Annotated in this window: 20 protein-coding genes; 5 read left to right on the forward strand and 15 right to left on the reverse strand. The window is 34.0% G+C overall.

The window, feature by feature from the left end; translation table 11 throughout:
• Positions 1-323 precede the first annotated feature (323 nt).
• The 3 genes from HYN56_RS12840 (at position 324) to HYN56_RS12855 (ending at position 4,576) form a co-directional block, all read left to right on the forward strand.
• Positions 324-2,513, forward strand: coding sequence for a glutamine synthetase III family protein (locus HYN56_RS12840; protein ID WP_109192539.1), 2,190 nt, complete (start codon positions 324-326; stop codon positions 2,511-2,513).
• A gap of 417 nt (positions 2,514-2,930) precedes the next feature.
• A complete protein-coding gene (locus HYN56_RS12850; protein ID WP_109192541.1) occupies positions 2,931-4,109 on the forward strand; it encodes an AIR synthase related protein in 1,179 nt (392 codons plus the stop codon).
• Between the two features lie 110 nt (positions 4,110-4,219).
• Positions 4,220-4,576 (forward strand): hypothetical protein, encoded by a 357-nt coding sequence (locus HYN56_RS12855; protein ID WP_109192542.1) that lies wholly within the window; start codon positions 4,220-4,222, stop codon positions 4,574-4,576.
• 49 nt (positions 4,577-4,625) lie between these two features.
• Here HYN56_RS12855 and HYN56_RS12860 read toward each other — a convergent pair whose 3' ends face one another.
• Positions 4,626-5,249 carry a M949_RS01915 family surface polysaccharide biosynthesis protein gene (locus HYN56_RS12860; RefSeq protein ID WP_109192543.1) on the reverse strand — a complete coding sequence of 208 codons (624 nt, stop codon included), beginning with the start codon at positions 5,247-5,249 and terminating at the stop codon, positions 4,626-4,628.
• A gap of 129 nt (positions 5,250-5,378) precedes the next feature.
• Here HYN56_RS12860 and HYN56_RS12865 point away from each other — a divergent pair, with 129 nt between their 5' ends.
• Positions 5,379-7,712: a GH92 family glycosyl hydrolase gene (locus HYN56_RS12865; protein ID WP_109192544.1), complete on the forward strand. Its 2,334-nt coding sequence runs from the start codon at positions 5,379-5,381 to the stop codon at positions 7,710-7,712.
• A gap of 214 nt (positions 7,713-7,926) precedes the next feature.
• Complete coding sequence (locus HYN56_RS12870) at positions 7,927-8,370, forward strand: hypothetical protein (protein WP_109192545.1); 444 nt, start codon at positions 7,927-7,929, stop codon at positions 8,368-8,370.
• Between the two features lie 52 nt (positions 8,371-8,422).
• Here HYN56_RS12870 and HYN56_RS12875 read toward each other — a convergent pair whose 3' ends face one another.
• From HYN56_RS12875 to HYN56_RS12940, 14 genes are all read right to left on the reverse strand, one after another.
• Positions 8,423-10,279 carry a M61 family metallopeptidase gene (locus tag HYN56_RS12875; protein WP_109192546.1) on the reverse strand — a complete coding sequence of 619 codons (1,857 nt, stop codon included), beginning with the start codon at positions 10,277-10,279 and terminating at the stop codon, positions 8,423-8,425.
• Positions 10,280-10,391: 112 nt separating this feature from the next.
• Positions 10,392-10,670, reverse strand: a complete 279-nt coding sequence (locus HYN56_RS12880; protein ID WP_109192547.1) for a DUF2805 domain-containing protein — start codon at positions 10,668-10,670, stop codon at positions 10,392-10,394.
• 121 nt (positions 10,671-10,791) lie between these two features.
• Entirely contained in the window at positions 10,792-11,619 is an 828-nt protein-coding gene (locus HYN56_RS12885) for a sterol desaturase family protein (protein ID WP_109192548.1), read from the reverse strand.
• Positions 11,620-11,798: 179 nt separating this feature from the next.
• A complete protein-coding gene (gene aqpZ / locus HYN56_RS12890; protein WP_109192549.1) occupies positions 11,799-12,506 on the reverse strand; it encodes an aquaporin Z in 708 nt (235 codons plus the stop codon).
• A 28-nt stretch (positions 12,507-12,534) separates the two neighbouring features.
• Positions 12,535-12,891 carry a DoxX family protein gene (locus HYN56_RS12895; RefSeq protein ID WP_109192550.1) on the reverse strand — a complete coding sequence of 119 codons (357 nt, stop codon included), beginning with the start codon at positions 12,889-12,891 and terminating at the stop codon, positions 12,535-12,537.
• Between the two features lie 87 nt (positions 12,892-12,978).
• Positions 12,979-13,878, reverse strand: coding sequence for an EamA family transporter (locus HYN56_RS12900; protein ID WP_109192551.1), 900 nt, complete (start codon positions 13,876-13,878; stop codon positions 12,979-12,981).
• 213 nt (positions 13,879-14,091) lie between these two features.
• Complete coding sequence (locus HYN56_RS12905; protein ID WP_109192552.1) at positions 14,092-15,234, reverse strand: peptidylprolyl isomerase; 1,143 nt, start codon at positions 15,232-15,234, stop codon at positions 14,092-14,094.
• 37 nt (positions 15,235-15,271) lie between these two features.
• On the reverse strand, positions 15,272-16,348 hold the full coding sequence (locus HYN56_RS12910; protein WP_109192553.1) for a peptidylprolyl isomerase: 1,077 nt from the start codon (positions 16,346-16,348) through the stop codon (positions 15,272-15,274).
• A 15-nt stretch (positions 16,349-16,363) separates the two neighbouring features.
• Positions 16,364-17,020 carry a gliding motility-associated peptidyl-prolyl isomerase GldI gene (gldI, locus tag HYN56_RS12915; RefSeq protein ID WP_109192554.1) on the reverse strand — a complete coding sequence of 219 codons (657 nt, stop codon included), beginning with the start codon at positions 17,018-17,020 and terminating at the stop codon, positions 16,364-16,366.
• Positions 17,021-17,027: 7 nt separating this feature from the next.
• Positions 17,028-18,035 (reverse strand): DHH family phosphoesterase, encoded by a 1,008-nt coding sequence (locus tag HYN56_RS12920; RefSeq protein ID WP_109192555.1) that lies wholly within the window; start codon positions 18,033-18,035, stop codon positions 17,028-17,030.
• A 308-nt stretch (positions 18,036-18,343) separates the two neighbouring features.
• A complete protein-coding gene (locus HYN56_RS12925; RefSeq protein ID WP_109192556.1) occupies positions 18,344-19,588 on the reverse strand; it encodes a voltage-gated chloride channel family protein in 1,245 nt (414 codons plus the stop codon).
• Positions 19,589-19,726: 138 nt separating this feature from the next.
• Positions 19,727-20,107 (reverse strand): RidA family protein, encoded by a 381-nt coding sequence (locus HYN56_RS12930; RefSeq protein WP_109192557.1) that lies wholly within the window; start codon positions 20,105-20,107, stop codon positions 19,727-19,729.
• 148 nt (positions 20,108-20,255) lie between these two features.
• Positions 20,256-20,561 (reverse strand): chaperone modulator CbpM, encoded by a 306-nt coding sequence (locus HYN56_RS12935; RefSeq protein ID WP_109192558.1) that lies wholly within the window; start codon positions 20,559-20,561, stop codon positions 20,256-20,258.
• Positions 20,551-21,480, reverse strand: a complete 930-nt coding sequence (locus HYN56_RS12940; protein ID WP_109192559.1) for a DnaJ C-terminal domain-containing protein — start codon at positions 21,478-21,480, stop codon at positions 20,551-20,553. Before HYN56_RS12940 ends, HYN56_RS12935 begins: the two co-directional genes overlap by 11 nt.
• Positions 21,481-21,774: the final 294 nt, after the last annotated feature.

The raw sequence follows: 21,774 nt of genomic DNA on the forward strand, positions 1-21,774 counted from the left end.
TTAGAGAAGCGCAATTTTGTTAGGGGTATATTTTTAAAAAAGTAATTTTTAACGCTGTAAAAAAATAAATTCGTAAAAAAAACGTACTGTTTTTGAATTTTTGGGTTAAGGAATTGTGAAAAAATGTTTATTTAATGGAGAGTATTGAGGTATTTTGTTATATTTCTTTACAACGGCTTCATTATTCTTTAAAAAAGGGGAGTTATATTGAAAAATCCTTTTGTTAAATTCTCTGTTTTTAGTTTAAAACAGGGATTTTATTTGTTTATATTTGCAGATCATTTTTTATATGAAAAATAATACGAATTTTTAAAATTATAATCATGTCAACATTACGTTTCCAAGCCCTAAAAGAAGCTTCAAACAGAAAGCCGGTACATTTTGAAGAAATTGACAGAAAGTCCAGCCTTTTTGGTTCAAATGTGTTTAACGAAAAAGCAATGAAGCAGTACTTAACTCCCGATGCTTTTAAAGGAGTTAGAGATGCTATTCAGCACGGAACTAAAATAGACAGAAAGATGGCAGATTATATTGCCATGGGAATGAAAGAGTGGGCTCTTGCAAAAGGAGTTACTCATTATACGCACTGGTTTCAGCCTTTAACAGGAACTACAGCAGAAAAACACGATGCTTTTTTTGAAACTTCTTATGACGGAAGTGATCCTGTAGAGAAATTTGGCGGTGCACAATTAGTACAACAGGAACCGGATGCTTCAAGTTTTCCTAACGGAGGAATCAGAAATACATTCGAAGCAAGAGGTTATACAGCTTGGGATCCAACTTCACCAGCCTTTATATATGGTACTACTTTATGTATTCCGACTGTTTTTATCGCTTACACAGGTGAAGCTTTAGATAATAAAATACCTTTATTAAGAGCGTTGTCTGCAATTGATGAAGCAGCTACAGAAGTTTGCCGTTATTTTGATAAAAACGTAAAAAAGGTCACTGCTACTTTAGGTTGGGAACAGGAATATTTCTTGATTGATAAAGCGTTGGCAAATTCTCGTCCTGACTTGATGATGACAGGAAGAACTTTATTAGGACATACTTCTGCAAAAGGACAACAATTAGACGATCACTATTTCGGATCGATTCCAACTCGTGCGCTTACTTATATGAGAGATTTAGAGCAGGAATGTATGCTGTTAGGAATTCCTGTAAAAACACGTCATAATGAAGTTGCGCCGAATCAGTTTGAGTTAGCTCCGATTTTTGAAGAAACGAATTTAGCGGTTGATCACAACTCTTTATTAATGGATGTAATGCAGAGAGTGGCAGAGCGTCATGATTTTAAAGTATTATTTCATGAAAAACCATTTAAAGGTGTAAACGGATCCGGAAAACACAATAACTGGTCGTTGGCAACAGATACTGGAGTTAACTTGTTGAGTCCAAGCAAAACGCCAATGAGCAATTTACAGTTTTTGACTTTCTTTATTAATACGATTAAAGCAGTTAATGATAACGAAACGTTGTTAAGAGCATCTATTGCAACTGCAAGTAACGATCATAGGCTAGGAGCAAACGAAGCGCCGCCAGCGATTATGTCTGTTTTCATCGGAGCGCAGTTGACTAAAGTTTTGTCTGAGTTAGAAAGCGTAACCACTGGAAAATTATCTCCAGAAGAAAAAACAGATCTTAAGCTAAACGTAGTTGGAAAAATTCCAGACGTATTATTAGATAACACAGATCGCAACAGAACTTCACCTTTTGCTTTTACAGGAAATAAATGGGAATTTAGAGCTGTTGGTTCAAATTCAAACTGTTCCAATGCAATGACAACTTTAAATGCTATTGTTGCCAAACAGTTAATCGACTTTAAAAACGAAGTAGAAAATCTTATTGAAAATAAAGACATGAAGAAAGATGATGCAATCTTTAATGTCTTAAGAGAATACATCAAACAATCTAAAAAAATCCTTTTTGAAGGCGACGGTTATAGCGAAGCTTGGGAAAAAGAAGCGGCTAAAAGAGGCTTAAGTAACTTTAAAACAACTCCCGAAGCGATTAAAGCTAAAGTTTCGAAACAAGCTTTGGACTTATTTGCTGAACTAGGAATCTTTAATCATGTTGAAGCGGAAGCACGTTACGAAATTGAATTAGAAGAATACACTAAAAAAATCCAGATTGAAGGAAGAGTTTTAGGTGATATTTCTAGAAACCACGTAATCCCGACAGCCATTCGTTACCAAAATACATTAATTGAAAATGTAAAAGGTTTGAAAGAAATCTTTGGAAAAGAGTTTGAAACTCTTGCAAGTGAGCAGATTGTTTTAATTAAAGAAATCTCAGGTCATATTGAAGGAATCAATTCTAAAGTATTGGCAATGACAAACGAAAGAAAGAAAGCCAATCAATTGACAGATGCTCAAAAAATGGCAGAAGCGTATTGCAATAAAGTGAAACCGTATTTTGATGAAATTCGTAATCACTGTGATAAATTGGAATTATTAGTAGATGATGAAAGCTGGACATTGACTAAATACAGAGAGTTATTGTTTATGAAATAATCTTCTATTTCATTGTATTAAAGCCTGTTTCCATGCGTGACAGGCTTTTTGTTTTTACTAATTTGAAAAAATAGAAAGTAAATTCCTGTTTTTATTTTTCGAGAATTTCGAAGTTCATCGGGATAGTCTTACAGTTTGTCGAAAAGATGCTAAGTTGTTGAAAATATGTGGGTTTGCTTAGTTGCTGTTTTAATAAGTTTTCTAATTTTGGTTATGATTTTGAGACTAAATCAATTATTTCAAAGCAGTTTTGAAAAGATAAAAATAACAAGCCAAAAGCTTCATAACCAATTTTATTTAGGGAAATCGGCGGAAGAACCCATTCTGCCGATTTTTTTTATGAATCAAATAATCGAATAAGTCAAAGAATTAAAAAAAGGGATTATCTTTGCACCACATCAACACAAACTAATTTTCATGAGTTCAGATTCTAGCAAAAGGTACGCGCAAAGAGGTGTTTCGGCATCAAAAGAAGATGTACACAACGCCATTAAAAATATTGACAAAGGTTTATTTCCGCAGGCTTTCTGCAAAATTGTTCCCGATTATTTAACGCAAGATGCAGAGCACTGTTTGATTATGCATGCTGACGGAGCAGGAACAAAATCATCTTTGGCTTATATGTATTGGAAAGAAACTGGAGATCTTTCAGTTTGGAAAGGAATTGCTCAGGACGCTTTAATCATGAATATTGATGATTTATTATGTGTTGGAGCAACTGATAATATCTTGCTCTCTTCGACTATTGGAAGAAATAAAAATTTAATCCCAGCTGAAGTTATCTCAGCAATCATCAACGGAACAGAAGAATTAATCAACGAATTAAAATCGTTTGGTGTTACGATTCATTCAACAGGTGGAGAAACAGCAGACGTTGGAGATGTAGTTCGTACTATTATCGTAGATTCTACAGTAACAGCTCGTATGAAACGTTCTGATGTGGTAGATAATGCAAATATTAAAGCAGGTGACGTAATTGTAGGTTTGGCATCTTTTGGACAGGCGACTTACGAAAAAGGATATAACGGTGGAATGGGAAGTAACGGATTAACATCGGCACGTCATGATGTTTTCGGAAAATATTTGGCTAAAAAATACCCTGAAAGTTATGATGCTGCCGTTCCGGAAGAATTAATTTATTCGGGACAGGTTAATTTAACGGATGAAGTAGAAAACAGTCCAATTAATGCAGGTCAGTTGGTACTTTCTCCAACCAGAACTTATGCTCCAATTATCAAGAAAATTTTAGATAAATATACTCCGGAAGATATTCATGGAATGGTACACTGCAGCGGAGGAGCGCAGACAAAAATTCTTCATTTTGTAAAAGACTTACATGTAATTAAAGATAATTTGTTTCCGGTTCCGCCATTGTTTAAATTAATTCAGGAACAGTCCAAAACAGACTGGAAAGAAATGTATCAGGTTTTTAACTGTGGTCACAGAATGGAATTGTATGTTCCTGAAAACATTGCACAAGATATTATTGAAATTTCAAAATCATTCAATGTAGATGCACAAATCGTAGGTAGAGTAGAAGCTTCTGATTCTAAAAAGCTTACTATTACGAGCGAATACGGAACATTCAATTATTAATTTTTAAGATACAAAGAGGCAAAGGTTCAAAGTTACAAAGGTTTGATCTTTTGTTTGAAATAATCCAAGAGACACACAAAAGTGTGTCTCTATTTATAAATTGTAGAATTATGTACGAATTACTTTTTTGGAGATATCTGGACGAAATTTACCTGAACAATCAGGAAGTTTATGAAGCACTTGTTGAAAAACAAGAAGTGGAGGGTCTGGCTGTTCTTCAAATTGAAGTAATCGTAAACAGAATCAATTCTGTTTTTTCAGACTGGGAAAGAGTAGACGAAAACAGCTGGAAAAATCAAAAAGGAAAAGGTGCATTTCAAGTTATTACAACTCCGCAAAGTGTAAAAATTGATTGTTACGGAACAGAAGGAAAAACCATGAATAAACTAGTAGATATCATGGAAGAGTTCAAATGTCCGCTTTACGATCCGCAGGTTCCGGAACGTTATGATGAAATGAATGAATAATTATTAATGGTGAGCCATTAATTAATAATTCACCATTCACCATTAAGATTTATCCGTCTTTCAAAAGTAAATTCTGTTCTTTTCTCAGTTTTACTACTAACTGATCAATATACGTTTTTATTTTCTGCGGAAGCGAATTCCAATTTTGATCTTTTTTAAAACTTCTGCAATAATCCAGGTCGCATTCGACTGCCCGAATTACATATTTTTTGTTCTTGTAAACCGTAATAATTTTGACGCGTCTTATTTCACCATATTCCGTTTTACTTCCATATACAATAACAGGATCAATATAACCATCTCCATCAAGATCTTTTGTACTGCAGTATTTTGTCCAAAACCAAATAGTAGTTTCTTTTGGATCGTAATCTTCTAATAAATCATTAATTCGCCATTTTTCAAGAAAACCTCCGTGATCATTTACTACACAAACGGCCTGTATTTTGGTATTTAAAGTATCTTTTTTAGAGATTATTTTTTGATTTTCGGCTAAAACCAATTCAAAAACACCACCTTTATCCTGATATTCAAAAGCTTTGTAAATAGGGAAATCAGTTGCGTTTTCAAGTTCTCTTTCGTGGATTTCCTGTTTATTTAATTTATAACTCTCAATTTTTTGAGAGAAAAGGAATGTCGAATAAAAAGAAAGAAAAATTAAGATATATTTTTTCATGTTTGGCGATATACTTTTAGTACATCAAAGATATTTAAAACCTTTTGAGCAGCATCAAAAATATGTTTTTTAAAAACAGTTTTTGTCGTACTTTTCTAGATTAAAACAAAAAATAAGAAGAACGATAAAATGATTACAAGTAACCATAGAAATTTTCTTTTTGGAATATCTCTTTTGATGTTTGGTTTTACTCCTGTGATAAACGCACAAAAGAAAGTAAGTGAAAAACGAAACCTGATTCAGTACGTTGATCCGATGATTGGAACGGCAAAAATGGGACATACTTATCCGGGTGCAACAGTGCCTTTTGGAAGCGTTCAGTTAAGTCCGGAAACAGATACCATTGCGTATAGTTTAAACGGAAAGTACAATGGAGACGTTTACAAATATTGTGCAGGATATCAATATGAAGATAAAACAATCGTAGGCTTTAGTCACACCCATTTTAGCGGAACAGGACATTCTGATTTAGGCGATTTTTTAATCATGCCGACAACGGGAAAATTACAATTAAATCCGGGTGTTGCTTCAAAACCTTTGTCAGGTTATAGATCGGCATTTTCACATTCTACTGAAAAAGCAGAACCAGCTTATTACAGTGTTTTTTTAGAAGATCATAAAATCAAAGCTGAATTGACGGCTACAACCCGCGTGGGAATGCATCAATACACCTTTCCGAAGTCGGATGAAGCGCACATTATTTTAGATTTAACTTCCGGAATTTACAATTATGATAAAAAGAATGTGTGGACTTTTGTTCGGGTAGAAAACGATACTTTAATTACGGGATATCGCCAGACCAATGGATGGGCAAGAACCCGAACTGTTTATTTTGCCATGTCTTTTAGTAAACCAATCAAAAGCTACGGACAGGCAGCGCAGGAAAAAAGCGTATACAGAGGTTTTTGGGGAAGATTTGATCAAACCAGGAATTTCCCTGAAATGGCAGGGCAAAACTTAAAATTGTTCTTTGATTTTGATACCAGTGAAGGAGAAAAAATTAAGATCAAAATGGCTTTGTCTCCGGTGAGTTCGGCAGGAGCTTTAGAAAATATGAAAAAAGAAACTCCGGATTGGGATTTCGAAAAAGTAAAAAAACAAAGTCAGGAAATCTGGAATAATGAGTTGAATAAAATTCAGGTAGAAACGATTCAAAAAGAAGATTTGGTTAATTTCTATACTGCGTTGTATCATGCATTTCTCGGCCCTACAGAATACATGGATTTAGACCGAAATTATAAAGGTTTAGACATGAATGTTCATAAAGCAGAAAACTTTACCAATTATACCAGTTATTCGCTTTGGGATACTTATCGCGCTTTGCATCCTTTCTTTAATATTGTACAGCCAAAACGAAATGCCGATATGGTAAGTTCGATGCTGGCACATTCCGATCAGAGTGTTCATAAAATGCTGCCAATCTGGTCGCATTATGCCAATGAAAACTGGTGCATGATTGGCTATCATTCGGTTTCGGTTGTGGCAGATGCCATCGTAAAAGGCAATATCAGTTTTGATGCAGAAAAAGCGCTTCAGGCTTGTGTCAATACGGCAAAAGTACCTTATTATGACGGACTGGAATATTATATGAAACAAGGTTACGTCCCGGAAGATAAAAACGGAGCTTCGGTTTCTAAAACTTTAGAATATGCTTACGATGACTGGGCAATTGCGCAAGCGGCGAAGAAACTTGGAAAAACAGATATTTATAATGAATTCATTAAAAGAGCTGAAAACTATAAAAATGTTTATGATGCGAAAACTGGTTTTATGCGTCCAAAATTAGCTGATGGAACTTTTAAAAAAGAGTTTGATCCTCTTGATACGCACGGACAAGGTTTTATTGAAGGAAATTCATGGAATTACAGTTTGTACGTGCCATATAATCCATCAGAAATGATTAAGATGATGAGAGGAAACGATCAGTTTAAAGTTCGTTTAGACTCGTTATTCAATATGCATCTTCCGGATAAATATTTTGAAAATACAGAAGACATTACCAGAGACGGAATCATTGGAAATTACGTTCACGGCAACGAGCCTTCTCACCATGTTGTGTATTTGTACAATTGGACAGATTCTCCCTGGAAAGCACAGGATAAAATCAGAATGATTTTGAAAAAAATGTACCGCAATGGAGCAGATGGTTTAGGCGGAAACGACGATTTTGGACAAATGAGCGCCTGGTATATTTTCAGCAGATTAGGATTTTATCCTGTTGCACCGGGTTCTGATGAATATGCTTTAGGAAGTCCGCTGGTAAAAAAAGGCGTTTTCAATTTAGAAAACGGAAAAAACTTTGAAGTTGAAACAGTAAACCAATCTGATAAAAATGTATTTGTGAGCAAAGTTTTGCTGAATGGAAAACCTTTAGACAGACCATTTTTAAAACATGCAGATGTGATGAATGGCGGAAAGATTGTGTTTTATATGACTAATAAGCCTAATAAAAAGAAATATTAGATGCTAAGATTCTAAGGGACTAAGAAGCTAAGTTTTTTACAAACCTAATAAATGCCGCGCTGAGCGAAGTCAAAGGGTTTTTATAACGAAAAAAGGCTTTGACTTCGCTCAACTTGACAAGAGTGTACCATTAAATTCGAGAAAATTTGTGTAATTCGTGGCAGAACAATAAAAAACTTTACGAAATTTGCCCTTTAAATAAAGACAAGTAAATATGAAAATAAATTTAAAATCAGGAATTGATAAACTGCTTTTCGGAATGAAGCAGAATGATGTAACAGCGGCTCTAGGAAAACCTGATAAAAACTATAAAGACGAAGATGAAAACGTGATTTTTGTGTACAATGCACTAAAAGCACGATTGACTTTTTATCAGGAAGAAGATTTTAGATTAGGTTACATCGTAGCTTCAAGTAATAATCTGGAAGTTTTCGGATTCAAATTAATCGGAAGAAAAATTGCTGACGTAAAGAAAGATCTGGCAACAAAAGGAATAACAAAATACAATCAGGAAACTTTTGATACTTTTGAAAACTACTTTAACGAAGACAACTGGTTTATTCTGCAAACAGAATTTGATGAGGTTGTAAAATTCGAAATTGGAGCTATCATCAATAATAAAGATGAATTTGACTGGAAATTTCCTTTGAAGAAATAAGCATAAAAAAACCGACAAGTAATTGTCGGTTTTTTTATGTCTTAAAAAGAAATTATCCTTTTAACCATGCATTTCTAAGTTTCTCTTTTGAAGGATCAACAACTTTAAAAGTTTCAGCTTCTTCAAATGGTAATTTTACAGTTCCTTTTATAGTTTCTTCTTTTGTACCACGTTTAATTTTCAAAGTGATTGGATCATTATCTTTCCAGTTTTCACTTTCAGTAATCAAATCATAAATGTTATCTAAATTGTATGATTTGTTGTTTACTGTTAAAATTTTATCACCACCTTTTAAATTCAGATTTTTGAAGAATTCAATTGATTCTGACTCAGGACGAACAGCAATTTCTTTTGTTGCTTTATCTATTGTGATATTTGGAATCTGTCCTTTAATGAATGGATTTCCGGCTTTTTTCTCAGTTGCTTTTCCTACGCCAACTTTTGCTAAATAGAAATCATAAGGAATTGGAGTTGTTCCTGCGACATATTTGTTTAAGAATTCCCCAACTTCAGGATATGTTAATGAAGTGATTTTTGCGAAAAGTTCATCATCATTAAATGGTTTTTCAACACCATATTCGTTAGATAATTTATGCATTAAATCTAAAATACCTCTTTCGCCGTTGCTTTTCTCTCTGATGATAATATCAATACACATCCCGATTAAAGCTCCTTTTTGATATACATTTAAGTATTGATCTTTATAAGGCTGTTCCAATACATTTTTACTCATAACAGTAAACGACATCGTATCATTTAATTGTTTAGCCTGCTCAATTTTATCAGCAATACGAGTATAGAATTCAGCTTCATCGATCAAACCCTGATTGATTTGGAAAAGGTTTGCGAAGTATTCAGTAACACCTTCATACATCCATAAATGCTCAGACATTTTTGGTGCATTATAATCAAAAAACTGAATTTCTTTTGAGTGAATTGTTAACGGTGTTACTATATGGAAGAATTCGTGAGAAACTACATCTTTCATTGTTTCTACCAATTTTTCCTTAGGCATAGATTCCGGTAAAACAACCGTTGTTGCAGTTGGATGTTCTAAAGCTCCAAAACCATGTGCATCGTCTTTTGCCATACTTGATAAATATACTAAAACGCTATATTTTTTAGTTGCATTTACTGGTCCTAAGAAGTTTTTTTGAGCAGTCATCATCGTTTTCATTTCCGGTGTGATGCTTTCTGCAGTATATTTTCCTGTTGGAGAATAAACGGCGATCAGAATATCCATTCCATTTACATTAAACGTAGTGTAATCCGGTTTAGCATACATAATCGGATTTTCTACTAAAACCGCATAACGAGGAGTTTTAAATACGTCTGATGTGTTGCTTGCATCTTCGTCTGTCATAGAAGTTGCTCCCCAAAGTGTTTCAGGATGCGTAATGGTAACTTTGTAAGGAACATCTAATTTGTCTTGAAAATAACCTACAAAACCATGTGTATTGACCATGAAGTTTTTACCGGCATCAATGTTTGTTCCAGCAGGAGAGAAAACATCGTCGTTTCCAAATCCGGTTCCTTTTTCAGTATCGAAAGTATCGTTTACTAAATAAGTAATTTTTTTTAAAGTTTTTGCATTGGAGATTGACCAAGAATTATCGTCAATTCTTTTTACGGTAAGCGGATTTCCTTTGGCATCAAAAGCTTTGAAATCTTCAGAGTATTTTCCGTAGTTGTCTGTAGAATAAGTTCCCGGAACAGTTTTAGGAATACTGTAAACAATTTCGTCTGTCTTAATGGCTGGCGGAGTAACAGTAACTAAAACTTTGTCGTCTTTTACGTCAGTTAAATTAATGTTCACTTCTACCGTATTGCTTTTAGCGGCTCCAGTGCTACCTGTTTTACAGCTCCAAAAGGTTACCGCCAGAGCTAAGGTGTAAAGTATTTTCTTCATTTGTCTATGTTTAGTTAATTGTATTTGACACAAAAAGTATCGAAAAGTTACTAAAAAATCACATTAAATTTAAAAATAAAAAAAAGCTCCTGAAAACAAGAGCTTTAAATTTTTAGTCAAATTTATTTTTTATATAATATTTTCCATCCAAATCTTCATCAAAATCATCTATTTTTATCGGTTTTGGTTTTGGTTTGTTTGCAACTGCCTTCTTTTTCCACATCTCAAATTTTTCAAGAGGCATTTTCTTCTTCATGATTTCCAAGACTTCTTTTTCTGCTAATCCAAATTCTTTTTTTATAATTTCAAATGGATTTCTTTCTTCTAAAGCTAACGAAACAAGTTTTTCAGTTTGTTCCGGAGTCAATTCTTTGCGGCTACTCTTTTTCATCTCGTGAAAATTAATTCAAAATAGGGTGTTAATTATTAATAGATTGATTTTCAATTTCTGTATCAATATTAAAAAAAAAAATAATAGGTTGGTTAAGTAAAGTCTACTTTTTTTACTGATTTTAACTGTTTTTGAAAGATCGTGATTTTTGAAATGGTATTTTTAGCAGATTCTTTAACTCGTTATTTTCCTCAGATTTCATATGAGTATCTACGCCATAAATTAGTTTTTCTTTTGGCAAAGTGGTAAAAGTGCCAAAAAGCCTGTCCCAAATCGAGAAAATATTTCCATAATTGCTATCGGTATAAGGAAGCACATAATGATGATGTACTTTGTGCATATTTGGCGAAACGATGAAATAGCTCAGGAAAGTATCCAGTTTTTCAGGAAGAGCAATATTGGCATGATTAAACTGTGATGCGACTACAGATAATGACTGATAAAGAAAAACCATCCACATGGGCGCGCCAACGATTAAAACACCTACGGTGGTAAAAACAAATCGAATAACACTTTCGCCCGGGTGATGTCTGTTAGCAGTCGTAGTGTCAATCCAAGTATCGGTATGATGCACCAGATGAAACTGCCATAAATATTTGAATTTATGTTCTACATAATGTGCCAGATAAGCACCAATTAAATCAAGAAGTAATAAACCTAATACGGTGTAAAGCCAGATTGGCATTGGAGAAATCCATTGTAAAAGACCAAAATGATTTTCGATTGTCCATTCGGCTGTTCTGATTAAGATAAATGCTAAAACAAAATTGACCACAATGGTCGTGAAAGTAAAAAAGAAGTTTATCCCGGCATGTGGCCATTTTTTGTACTCCATTCTGAATAAAGGAAAAGCGTTTTCAATCAGCCAGAAAATGGTGATGCCGCCAACTAGAATAAGGCTTCTGTGGGTAGACGGAATTGTACTGAAATAAGCTATGATATCATTCATAATTCAACAGTGTTTTTATTCAAAAATAAATATTTTGACAATACTATATCGATATCGTTGGTGATTTTTTATAGAAAAGTTTGTTGTATTATAGAGGCTCGATTTCAAAAAATAAATAAGGCATAGTAAATCTACTATGCCTTATTTAATATTGTTATTTAGGTGAAAGTGTTTTTTAGTTATGCTTCTGCATGATTTTGTAACAGCGTTTTATAAATAAAACCGGCAACTACGGCTCCAAGAATAGGGGCGACCCAAAACAGCCAAACTTGAGATAAAGGTTCTCCGCCTACAAAAATAGCCTGAGATAAAGATCTGGCCGGGTTTACAGAAGTATTAGTAATTGGAATGCTGATTAAATGAATTAATGTCAAGGCTAAACCAATAGCAATTCCTGCAAATCTTCCGTTGGCAAATTTATCTGTAGCGCCCAGAATGACTAAAAGGAAAAATAAAGTAAGAACAAATTCTGCAATGAAAGCAGATTGTAAAGAATAACCATCTGGAGAAAATGCGCCAAAACCATTTGATGCAAAAGCTCCGGCTTTAGTATTATCAATCGCAAAACCGGCTTTTCCGGAAGCTATTGTGTACAAAGTTCCCGCTGCAGCTGCAGCTCCAACACATTGTGCAACAATATACGGAATAAGGTCTTTGGCTGGAAATCTTCCTCCTGCCCACAAACCAAAGGAAACAGCGGGATTGAAATGACCGCCTGAAATATGACCAACAGCATAAGCCATTGTAAGTACTGTTAAACCAAATGCCAATGCAACTCCGGCGAATCCTATTGCTAAATTAGGAATTCCTGCTGCAAATATGGCACTTCCGCAACCACCAAAAACAAGCCAGTAAGTCCCAAAAAACTCTGCAAATAATTTTTTCATAATAAAATAATTTAATGGTTAATGAATGTTAGTATAAATATTGGTAAGCCCAATAAATCAAAACTAATTGTAAGGGCAAACGTACAAATAAAATCCATCTTGGTAAACCAAAACCTGCTTTTTTATTTTGAAGCATATACACATTTGCCGGGAATACCGCTATTAACAAAGCTATAATTCCCCAGGCAGCAAAACTTCTCGTAAAAGGCAGGGTTAGGAGGATGCCTAAAATTATTTCGGCAGCTCCACTTAAAATATTTATTAATTTGGGGTTCTTAAATGCGGGTGGAATGATTTTAATATACATTCCAGGTTTTCTAAAATGATTAATACCTGCCATTATATAAAGCAAAGCCATTAAATATAAATGCCAGGGTAGAATCATGATATCTAATTGTTTATCACGAATTTATAAAAAAATTAACAATTATTGCATTACAGGAATGTTTTTTTTGAGAAAGTAAATTTAGGGTTATTTTTTTCGCTTGAAATTTACATTCATAATAATTATGGCAAGAATGATTAAGATGATTCCAATCCATTGAGAGAAAACAACTTTCTCTTTTAAAAGTACAAATGCCATCATAACAGAAACAGGTAGTTCTAATGCAGAAACGATACTTCCTAATCCTATACCCGTAAGAGGAAAGCCAAGATTCATCAACATTGGCGGGATGATGGTGCCGAACAGCGATAATACGATTCCCCATTTTAGAAAAATTTCGAGATTAAAGGTTGTTTCCTGAGTTGCTAATGCAAATGAAAAAACAATAATGGAACCGCCTAAAAGCATATAAAGACTTCTTTGTGCTGATGAAATTTCCGTTGCCACACGATTGGCCGTAAACATAGTTGTAGTAAAAGAAGCTGCTGCTAATATTCCCCAAACTAAACCACGCCAGTCTAATGTAATCTCATTTTTCATGATATTTGTGGCTAAAACAGTTCCGAAAAGGACAATGAATACAGCAATGACCTTTTGCTTAGAAGGTAGTTTTTTTTCTAAAATCATTTCCAGTAAAACTCCCATCCAGACAGTTTGCATTAATAAAACGATTCCGATAGAAACAGGAATGTATTTTACAGCGAGATAGTAAAAAAGACTTGTCATTCCTAGTGAAGTTCCGGCAAGCATAAGGCTGAAAATATTTTTTGGAGTAGCTTTTACAGCTTTATTTTTATTTTTTATTCTCTGAAAAAGATTGATTAAAAGTATACCTGTAATTCCATAAATAAATTGTGAAGTCGTTACTTCTGCAGTGGTATATCCTTCAGAATAGGCCATTTTTACAAAAGTAGCCAGCATTCCGTATGTTGTAGCACCTAAAGCAACCAGAAAAACACCTTTTAATACATTGTTTTGAGACGTCATAATTTATTTGTTTTTAAAAAATTTAAGCCGGCAAAGGTAAGCTATTTTGGTTAGGATTCTATCGTACTATGTTGAGAATAGTGATTTATTATTAATCAAATTGAATTTTGAGGCTTTGAATTGTGAATTCTTTAAAAAGAGAAAAGACCATCAAAAATGAATTTGATGGTCTTTTTATATTTTTTGAAGATATGATTTTTCTCTTCTAAATTATTAAGGCTGTTTTTGATAAGTTTCGATTTCAAAAACCAAAGTAGCATTTGGAGGAATTACACCACCGGCACCTTTTTCTCCATAAGCAAGGTTAGAAGGAAGGAAGAAAATAGCTTTTTCTCCATCAGTCATCATATCAAGGGCTTCAATAAAACCAGGAATCATTCCGTCTTTTTTACCTACTGTAAAAGGAAATGCTTTGTAACCACCTTGTGTATCTCTGTTAGCATCGTATTTTCCGTAAGCTTTTGCTACTCCAGCCATACTGCTGTCAAAAAGAGTTCCGTCCTCAAAATATCCGGCGTAGTGGAAATAGATCGTTGATCCTTCTGCGCCTTTAACTCCGGTTCCTTTTTGAGTGATAACATATTTTAAACCAGATGGAGTTGCAGTTGCTTTTGCTTTTGTTGCTGTAAAATAAGCTGCTTTTTGTGCCACTACTTTTTTAGCTTCTTCTTTTTTCAGTTCACCTTGTTTCATTTCATCGCTAAAAACTTTTACAGCATCAAATTTCTTTGCAGCTGCGCCTTTACGGGTGATAGTGATTTTAGTCATGATATCGTCCTGAACAATTTTATTTACATTGTCCATTCCTGAAACTACGTGTCCAAAAATAGTGTGTTTTCCGTTTAACCACGGAGTGTCTTTATGAGTGATAAAAAACTGGCTTCCGTTTGTTGCAGGGCCTGAATTAGCCATTGCTAAAACACCGCCTTTCTCGAATTTCAGTTCTGCTACAAATTCATCTTTAAAAGAATAACCCGGATCTCCGGCTCCCGTTCCTTGAGGATCACCGCCCTGAATCATAAAATCGTTAATCACTCTGTGGAATTTTAAACCATCATAAAAAGGTTTTCCTTTTAAACGCTCTACTTTTACGTAAGGGTTTTTCCCTTCAGCCAAAGTGATAAAATTAGCCACTGTTACAGGAGCTTTTGTATATTCTAATGAAACTACAATGTCTCCTTTTGAAGTAGAAATTGTTGCAAAAATTCCGTCTCCCGGATTTGTAGCCGGTTTCGCTGCAGGTTTTGCAGCTGTTGTTGTTTTAGCTTTAGTAGCAGGTTTTGCAGCAGGCTTTTTTGTCTGTGCCTGAATATTTACTACTGCTAAGCAGAATAAAAATAAGAATTTAAATTTCATTACTTTTTTAGATTTAAGTATATGATTATTACCCTTTTTATGGTTTTTCCAATAATTGAACTTCGAAGATAATATTTGCGTTTGGTGGAATTACTCCTCCTGCACCAGTTTCTCCGTATGCTAAATGTGATGGAATAAAAAGAATTGCTTTGTCTCCAAAAGAAAGTTGCTCAAGACCTTCAATAAAGCCAGGAATCAAACCGCTTTTGCTTCCGGCTGTAAAAGGAATTGGGCTATATGCTTTTGCTTCTGCTCTTGCAGGATCAAATTTTCCAAATTGTTTTGCAACATCTTCAGAACTGGTGTCAAATAAAGTTCCGTCTTCAAGAAAACCAGCGTAAGCAACATATACTTGTTTTCCGGCAGCAGGTTTTTGACCAGAACTTTTTTCAGTAATCACATATTGTAAACCACTTGCTGTTTTAGTTGCTTTTGCTTTTTCAGAAGCGTAGTAAGCTACTTTTTCTTTTTGAACAGCAGCATATTTACTTTGTTCTTTTGCGATATCTACGAAGTAATCGTGGAATACTTTTACAGCATCAAACTTTTTAGCCGCTTCTCCATTTCTGATGATAGTTACGGCAACAATATTGTCGCCCTGAACTACTTTGTTTACCACTTCCTGTGTTTTTTGATCGACAACATGACCAAAAATAGTGTGTTTGTTGTCTAACCAAGGAGTTTCAACATGTGTAATAAAAAATTGACTGCTATTGGTTCCCGGTCCATTGTTTGCCATTGCCAAAACACCCGCTTTGTCAAATTTTAAATCTGAAAATTCATCTTTAAATTTGTATCCTGTATCTCCGGAACCTGTTCCTAATGGATCACCGGTTTGAATCATGAAATTTTCGATAACTCTATGGAATTTTAAACCATCAAAAAACGGTTTCTTTTTTAGGTTTTCGTGTGTTACAAATTCATTTTTTCCTTCAGCCAGAGTTATAAAGTTGGCTACAGTTATCGGAGCTTTTTTATAATCTAATTCAACAATGATATGACCTTTGTTTGTTTCGATATCGGCATATAAACCGTCTGGCAGATTACTATGATCGTTTTTACAAGAATAAAATGAGCTAACGGCTATTAGTAATAATAAAATACTCTTTTTCATTTTAAGATATTATTTTTATTGAGTTAATGTGTCTTTTTTCGCAGTATTTGCAGGTTTTGGCGCTGCAGGTTTTGGTGTTACGGTTTTAGGAGTTTGCGTTCCTGATACGGCTTTTTGTGCCGCTGGATCCGGTACAAAATTTCTAAGTGTAACCGTAACAATTAAAGATTCGTTTGGACCAATTTTTTTGTTATCTCCATGATAGCCATAAGCACTGTGTGATGGAAATAAGAAAGTAACAGTCTCATTTTTATGCATTCTTTTGATTCCATCGCGAAGTCCCATCATGATGTCTTGTTTGTCGACATAATAGGTTTGTGGACCAAGATCAGAATCAGAGTAAATGATATTGCCTTTTATATCTTTTACTTCCATATTAAAGTAAGCGATATCTCCTTTTCTCGGAGCTGCAGTTTCTGCTTCGTTTCTTTCTTCGTAATTAAACCAGTATCCTTTTGGAGTAGCGTAGTATTTTACTTTCGGATTGCTTTTGATGATTTTTTTAATGACTTCTTCTTCATTAGCCACTAATTTTTTATTACGGTCAGCAGATTTTTTCATGAATGTTCCTGAAGCTCTCGAAATAGGTCTTCTGGCTTCCTCAGGATGCTTACAGCTGATGAGCAGAACAGCAAAAAGTAAGCTGTAAATAGTAAGTTTTAGGTTGTTCATGATTGGGCTATAATTTTAGTTTTGTTACTAAATCTTCAAATTTCTTTACCGTTTCTTCCATCGAAGTTTCAGATCTTCCCCCGGCTGCATTGCTGTGACCTCCGCCATTAAAGTGATCTCTTGCAAACTGATTTACATCAAAACCTCCTTGTGAACGGAATGAAATCTTGATAATTCCTTCGTCTTTATTTTCGATAAAAATAGCAGTAAAAACAATATCTTTTATACTTAAACCATAATTAACAATTCCTTCAGTATCACCTTTAACATAATTAAAAGAATCCAGTTCTTCCTGAGTAAGTGTCGTATAAGAAGTTTTATGTTCTTCAAAAATCTTCATGTTTTGCAAAGCACGGCCTAATAACTGTAATCTGCTGAAAGAACTATTATCATATAATAATACCGGAATCTCTGTGTTTTCTACTCCAAGATCTATTAATTCTGCTATAATTCTATGCGTATTTCCTGTTGTTCCCGGAAAACGAAACGAACCCGAATCAGTTAAGATTCCAGTGTAAATACAAGTGGCGATGGTTTTATCAATATCTTCTTTTTTATTTAAGAAATTGATAAAGTTGTAAACCATTTCACAAGTAGATCCGTACGATGTATCAGAATATGTATAAGCTGCATAATCATCAGGTTTTTGATGATGATCAATCATTATAAACGGAGCAGTAAGCTTTTTTAGTGTGTGCTCCATCATTTCGCCCGTACGATGAAATGCATTAAAATCAAGAGTAAAAATTAACTCAGCTTCTTCTAAAATTTTGGTACAGTTTTCAGCGTCTTTTTCAAATATTTTGACTGTCTCTGATCCCGGAAGCCAGGCTAGAAAGTTGGGGAAATCATTCGGCGCAATAACAGTTGCCTGATGATTGTTTTTTATTAAAAAATGGTATAAACCTAACGTAGAACCCATTGCATCACCATCTGGTCCTCTGTGCGGAATGATGACAATTTTCTTTGGGGTTTCGAGTAATGACTGAATCGCCTGAATGTCTTGTATTTTCATAGTTTGCGAATTTACATTTTTTAATGTAATGCTGAAAATAATTTTAGTATTCGCTTGGAGTGGTAGGTGCTCAGATTTTTAGTATTCAGTTGAGTTTTATAGGTATTTAGAACAGTTTTGCATTGGAAATTAATTTTGTGTATTAAGTTTGAACGCTGATGAAACGGATTTTTTATTCTAGATTTTCAAATTCCGTAGGAATGCTCATTTTGTAGCAACGGATTTTAATCCGTTGGAAATAATTAGGTTCTATGTTTAAGTTCCGTAGGAACGATACATATTTAGATTGGAATTTGGAATTTCAAAATTCAAAAATTGGAATTTAATCTCTGATACAACTTATATTTCGCTCCTTTTACAATCTGTGATTTATAAATACCAACAGAACCAGAAGAAAAATAAGCAATTGTACAGCCAATAGCGATGAATAATCCTGGAGCAATTCCGAATAATTCCATTCCCATAATGGTGCAGGCGATAGGAGTGTGGGTTGCACCGGAGAAAACCGAAACAAATCCAATTCCTGCTAAAAGTGCAATTGGCATTGGAATTAGAATCGATAAAGCACTTCCCAATGTAGCTCCGACAAAGAATAACGGTGTTACTTCTCCACCTTTAAATCCGGCTCCCAAAGTGAATCCTGTAAATAGGATTTTTAACAGAAAATCATACCATTCGCTTGGATTCGAAAAAGAATCAACAATTACAGGAACTCCCAATCCGGAAAATTTTGTAAATCCAAGGCCCGCGATTGCAATGGCTAAAACTACGCCGCCAATTACAGGACGAAGCGGAGGATATTTAATGTTTTTAGAAAAAAGAGAACCCCAAAAATGTGTGCTTCTTGAAAATAGTAAAGCCGTAAAACCAGATAAAATTCCAACAATAAATGTAAAAACAATATTGTTTAAACTTAATTCAGGAACAGCAGGAATACTGTAATGTGTATGCTTTATTTTCCAAAATTCTACAGTAAAATAAGCAGCGTAAGCAACTAAAAATGAAAAGAAAATGCTTTTAAAATTGATTTTGCTGAAATACAAAACTTCCAAAGCAAAAATAGCTCCTGCTAAAGGCGTTCCAAATACAGAAGCAAAACCCGCACTGATTCCCAGTATGATTAAAATTTTACGTTCTGAATTATCGAGTTTGAAGATTTTTGTGAATTGATCGGCAATTGCGCCGCCCATTTGAACAGCAGTTCCTTCACGACCTGCAGATCCTCCAAATAAATGCGTAAGCAAAGTTCCCAAAAGTACTAAAGGAGCCATTTTGAACGGAATGACTTTCTTTGGTGTCTCGTATTCTTCGAGCAGTAAATTATTGCCTTTTACCACAGATTCTCCCCAATAATAATAACTCGCTCCAACCAGAAATCCACCCAAAGGTAAAAGCCAGATAATCCAATCGTGATGAATTCTAAACTGTGTTACCCATTCTAAAGAAACTAAGAAAAAAGCAGAGACAGATCCTGAAAATATACCAATTAAAGCACAGATAAGAATCCATTTTGGAAGGGAAAGCAGGTATTGTTTTGTGTTTTGGGAAGTCATTAATGAATTCTAAAAGTTTGCCACGAATTTCACGAATTTTCACGAATTAAAAGAAAAAAAATCATTTTAAATCTATTATCTGTGGCAAAAGAAAAACAATTAGTGGAAATTCGTGAAATTTGTGGCAAAAAAACTTTACTATACTACAGCAGTAAATTCGATTTCTACCAAATATTCAGGTGCAACTAATTTACTGATTCCGTAGAATCCTGTAGTTGGTTTTACATCTTTAAAGAAAGCAGAGTGCGCTCTGGCAACTTCTTCAAAAGTAGAAACGTCTGTTGTGAAAATTCTAGTTCTGATAACATCTTTCATACCTACATTTAAATCTTCTAAAACTTTTTCAACTCGCTCTAAAATGTTATAAGTTTGAGCATAAGCGTCATCTGCCTTTACTTTTTCGCCGTCTACTATAGCTACAGTTCCGGAAACTTCGATGATATTTCCAATTCTTACAGCACGACAGTATCCCATTTTGTCTTCCCAAGGAGATCCCGTTAAGATATTTTCTCTTTTCATTTTTTATATTTTGCGAATTTGTTCATTGATTTTTAAAAGCAAATTCAGGTTAATTAAGATGTTGCAATTTAAGAATTATGCTTCGGGCAATCATTAAAAAAAGCTTGAAATCAGAGTGGAAATCAAGCTTTTTTGTGATATTAAAATGTTATTCAATATTCTTTTCCTCGTATAAACGAAGCTTATTATGTGCTGTATTTAAGCTATGTTGTAAAGCTTCTATTTTATTTAATAAATGAGCTATAGCATCTATTCCTTCCAGATTAATTTTGAGATCGTAATGCATACGAATCATTTTTTCGACCGTTGGAAGTTGTTCCGGTTCCAGAAATTCATCATTTTCTTTGGTGATAATTTGTATTAGACCAAAATTATTAAGTTCGGTTATAAAAGTGTTTTCGATTTCGTGATATAAACAAAACTGTTTTATCTGGATTAGGTTTTTACTTTTCATGATTTCTTAGTTTTGCCAGTTCTTCAAATAGTTCTTTTTCTTTATCTGATAATTTTGTTGGAAGTTTTATGGAGTAGGTGATGTATAAATCGCCAAATTCATTTTCTTTTTTATATACCGGAAAACCTTTTCCTTTTAGTTTAACCTTCGTTCCCGGCTGAGTTTCTGCCGGAACTTTAATTTTTACTTTTCCGTCAAAAGTATTGATATGAGTTTCACCACCTAAAATAGCTGTGTAAAGATCAAGTGGAGCATCGGCATACAAATTATTCCCTTCGCGTTTGAAATCAGAATTATTTGCAATTATAAAAGTAATGTATAAATCACCATTTTGTCCGCCATTTACTCCGGGACCACCATGATTAGGAATTTTAATAACCTGACCATTTTCAACACCTGCAGGAATTGTGATTCTGATATTTTTACCGTTAACCGTTAAGTTTTGTTTATGTGTTGTATAAGCCGCTTTAAGGTCTAGTTCTAATTCGGCATTAAAATCCTGACCTCTGTATTTGGATTGTGATCTACTGCTTCTGCCTCCGCCATACATGGAATTGAAGAAATCAGAAAAATCACTTCCGGAGAAATCACCTCCTTCAAAACCTGAAAAGTCGCCTCCGGAATATTGAGATCTGCTTTGTTGTCTGTTTTGTTGCTGATTCGGATCGTAACCGGCTTTTTCAAATTCGTCGGCATGTTTCCAGTCTTTTCCGTATTTATCGTATTTTTTTCGATTTTCGGGATTGCTTAAAACTTCATTAGCTTCATTGATTTCCTTGAATTTTTTTTCAGCCTCTTTATCATTGGGGTTTAAATCCGGATGATATTTTCGAGCCAGTTTTCGATATGCTTTTTTGATATCTGCTTCAGTTGCAGATTTTGTAACATCCAATACTTTATAATAATCGATATAATCCATTTTGCTAAGATTTATAAATGGCACAATAAAGTCTTGAAGTTAAGAATAAGTTGCTAATTATCAAAATACTGAATCCGTTTTAAAAGTTAAAAAATACTGATTTTGAAAAGAATTTTGGAATTTGGAATTTTACAATTTTGATTATTATTTTTTATAAAGGAAAAAATTCTGGCAGGTTTTTTGATTCCAAAAATTAGCTTAATTTAATGTTATAAAAGTCCTAAAGTTGCAGCGCCTAATTAAATTATACTATTTTTGTGATGCTGGACTTTTGGTTTTATAGTAATAATAAAA

The sequence above is a fragment of the Flavobacterium crocinum genome (assembly GCF_003122385.1).
In the GTDB taxonomy this organism is placed as follows: domain Bacteria; phylum Bacteroidota; class Bacteroidia; order Flavobacteriales; family Flavobacteriaceae; genus Flavobacterium; species Flavobacterium crocinum.

Coding starts and splice junctions, on each gene's coding strand:
- HYN56_RS12840 (WP_109192539.1), top strand. CDS start 324: ATGTCAACATTACGTTTCCAAGCCCTAAAAGAAGCTTCAAACAGAAAG.
- HYN56_RS12850 (WP_109192541.1), top strand. CDS start 2,931: ATGAGTTCAGATTCTAGCAAAAGGTACGCGCAAAGAGGTGTTTCGGCA.
- HYN56_RS12855 (WP_109192542.1), top strand. CDS start 4,220: ATGTACGAATTACTTTTTTGGAGATATCTGGACGAAATTTACCTGAAC.
- HYN56_RS12860 (WP_109192543.1), bottom strand. CDS start 5,249: ATGAAAAAATATATCTTAATTTTTCTTTCTTTTTATTCGACATTCCTT.
- HYN56_RS12865 (WP_109192544.1), top strand. CDS start 5,379: ATGATTACAAGTAACCATAGAAATTTTCTTTTTGGAATATCTCTTTTG.
- HYN56_RS12870 (WP_109192545.1), top strand. CDS start 7,927: ATGAAAATAAATTTAAAATCAGGAATTGATAAACTGCTTTTCGGAATG.
- HYN56_RS12875 (WP_109192546.1), bottom strand. CDS start 10,279: ATGAAGAAAATACTTTACACCTTAGCTCTGGCGGTAACCTTTTGGAGC.
- HYN56_RS12880 (WP_109192547.1), bottom strand. CDS start 10,670: ATGAAAAAGAGTAGCCGCAAAGAATTGACTCCGGAACAAACTGAAAAA.
- HYN56_RS12885 (WP_109192548.1), bottom strand. CDS start 11,619: ATGAATGATATCATAGCTTATTTCAGTACAATTCCGTCTACCCACAGA.
- aqpZ (WP_109192549.1), bottom strand. CDS start 12,506: ATGAAAAAATTATTTGCAGAGTTTTTTGGGACTTACTGGCTTGTTTTT.
- HYN56_RS12895 (WP_109192550.1), bottom strand. CDS start 12,891: ATGATTCTACCCTGGCATTTATATTTAATGGCTTTGCTTTATATAATG.
- HYN56_RS12900 (WP_109192551.1), bottom strand. CDS start 13,878: ATGACGTCTCAAAACAATGTATTAAAAGGTGTTTTTCTGGTTGCTTTA.
- HYN56_RS12905 (WP_109192552.1), bottom strand. CDS start 15,234: ATGAAATTTAAATTCTTATTTTTATTCTGCTTAGCAGTAGTAAATATT.
- HYN56_RS12910 (WP_109192553.1), bottom strand. CDS start 16,348: ATGAAAAAGAGTATTTTATTATTACTAATAGCCGTTAGCTCATTTTAT.
- gldI (WP_109192554.1), bottom strand. CDS start 17,020: ATGAACAACCTAAAACTTACTATTTACAGCTTACTTTTTGCTGTTCTG.
- HYN56_RS12920 (WP_109192555.1), bottom strand. CDS start 18,035: ATGAAAATACAAGACATTCAGGCGATTCAGTCATTACTCGAAACCCCA.
- HYN56_RS12925 (WP_109192556.1), bottom strand. CDS start 19,588: ATGACTTCCCAAAACACAAAACAATACCTGCTTTCCCTTCCAAAATGG.
- HYN56_RS12930 (WP_109192557.1), bottom strand. CDS start 20,107: ATGAAAAGAGAAAATATCTTAACGGGATCTCCTTGGGAAGACAAAATG.
- HYN56_RS12935 (WP_109192558.1), bottom strand. CDS start 20,561: ATGAAAAGTAAAAACCTAATCCAGATAAAACAGTTTTGTTTATATCAC.
- HYN56_RS12940 (WP_109192559.1), bottom strand. CDS start 21,480: ATGGATTATATCGATTATTATAAAGTATTGGATGTTACAAAATCTGCA.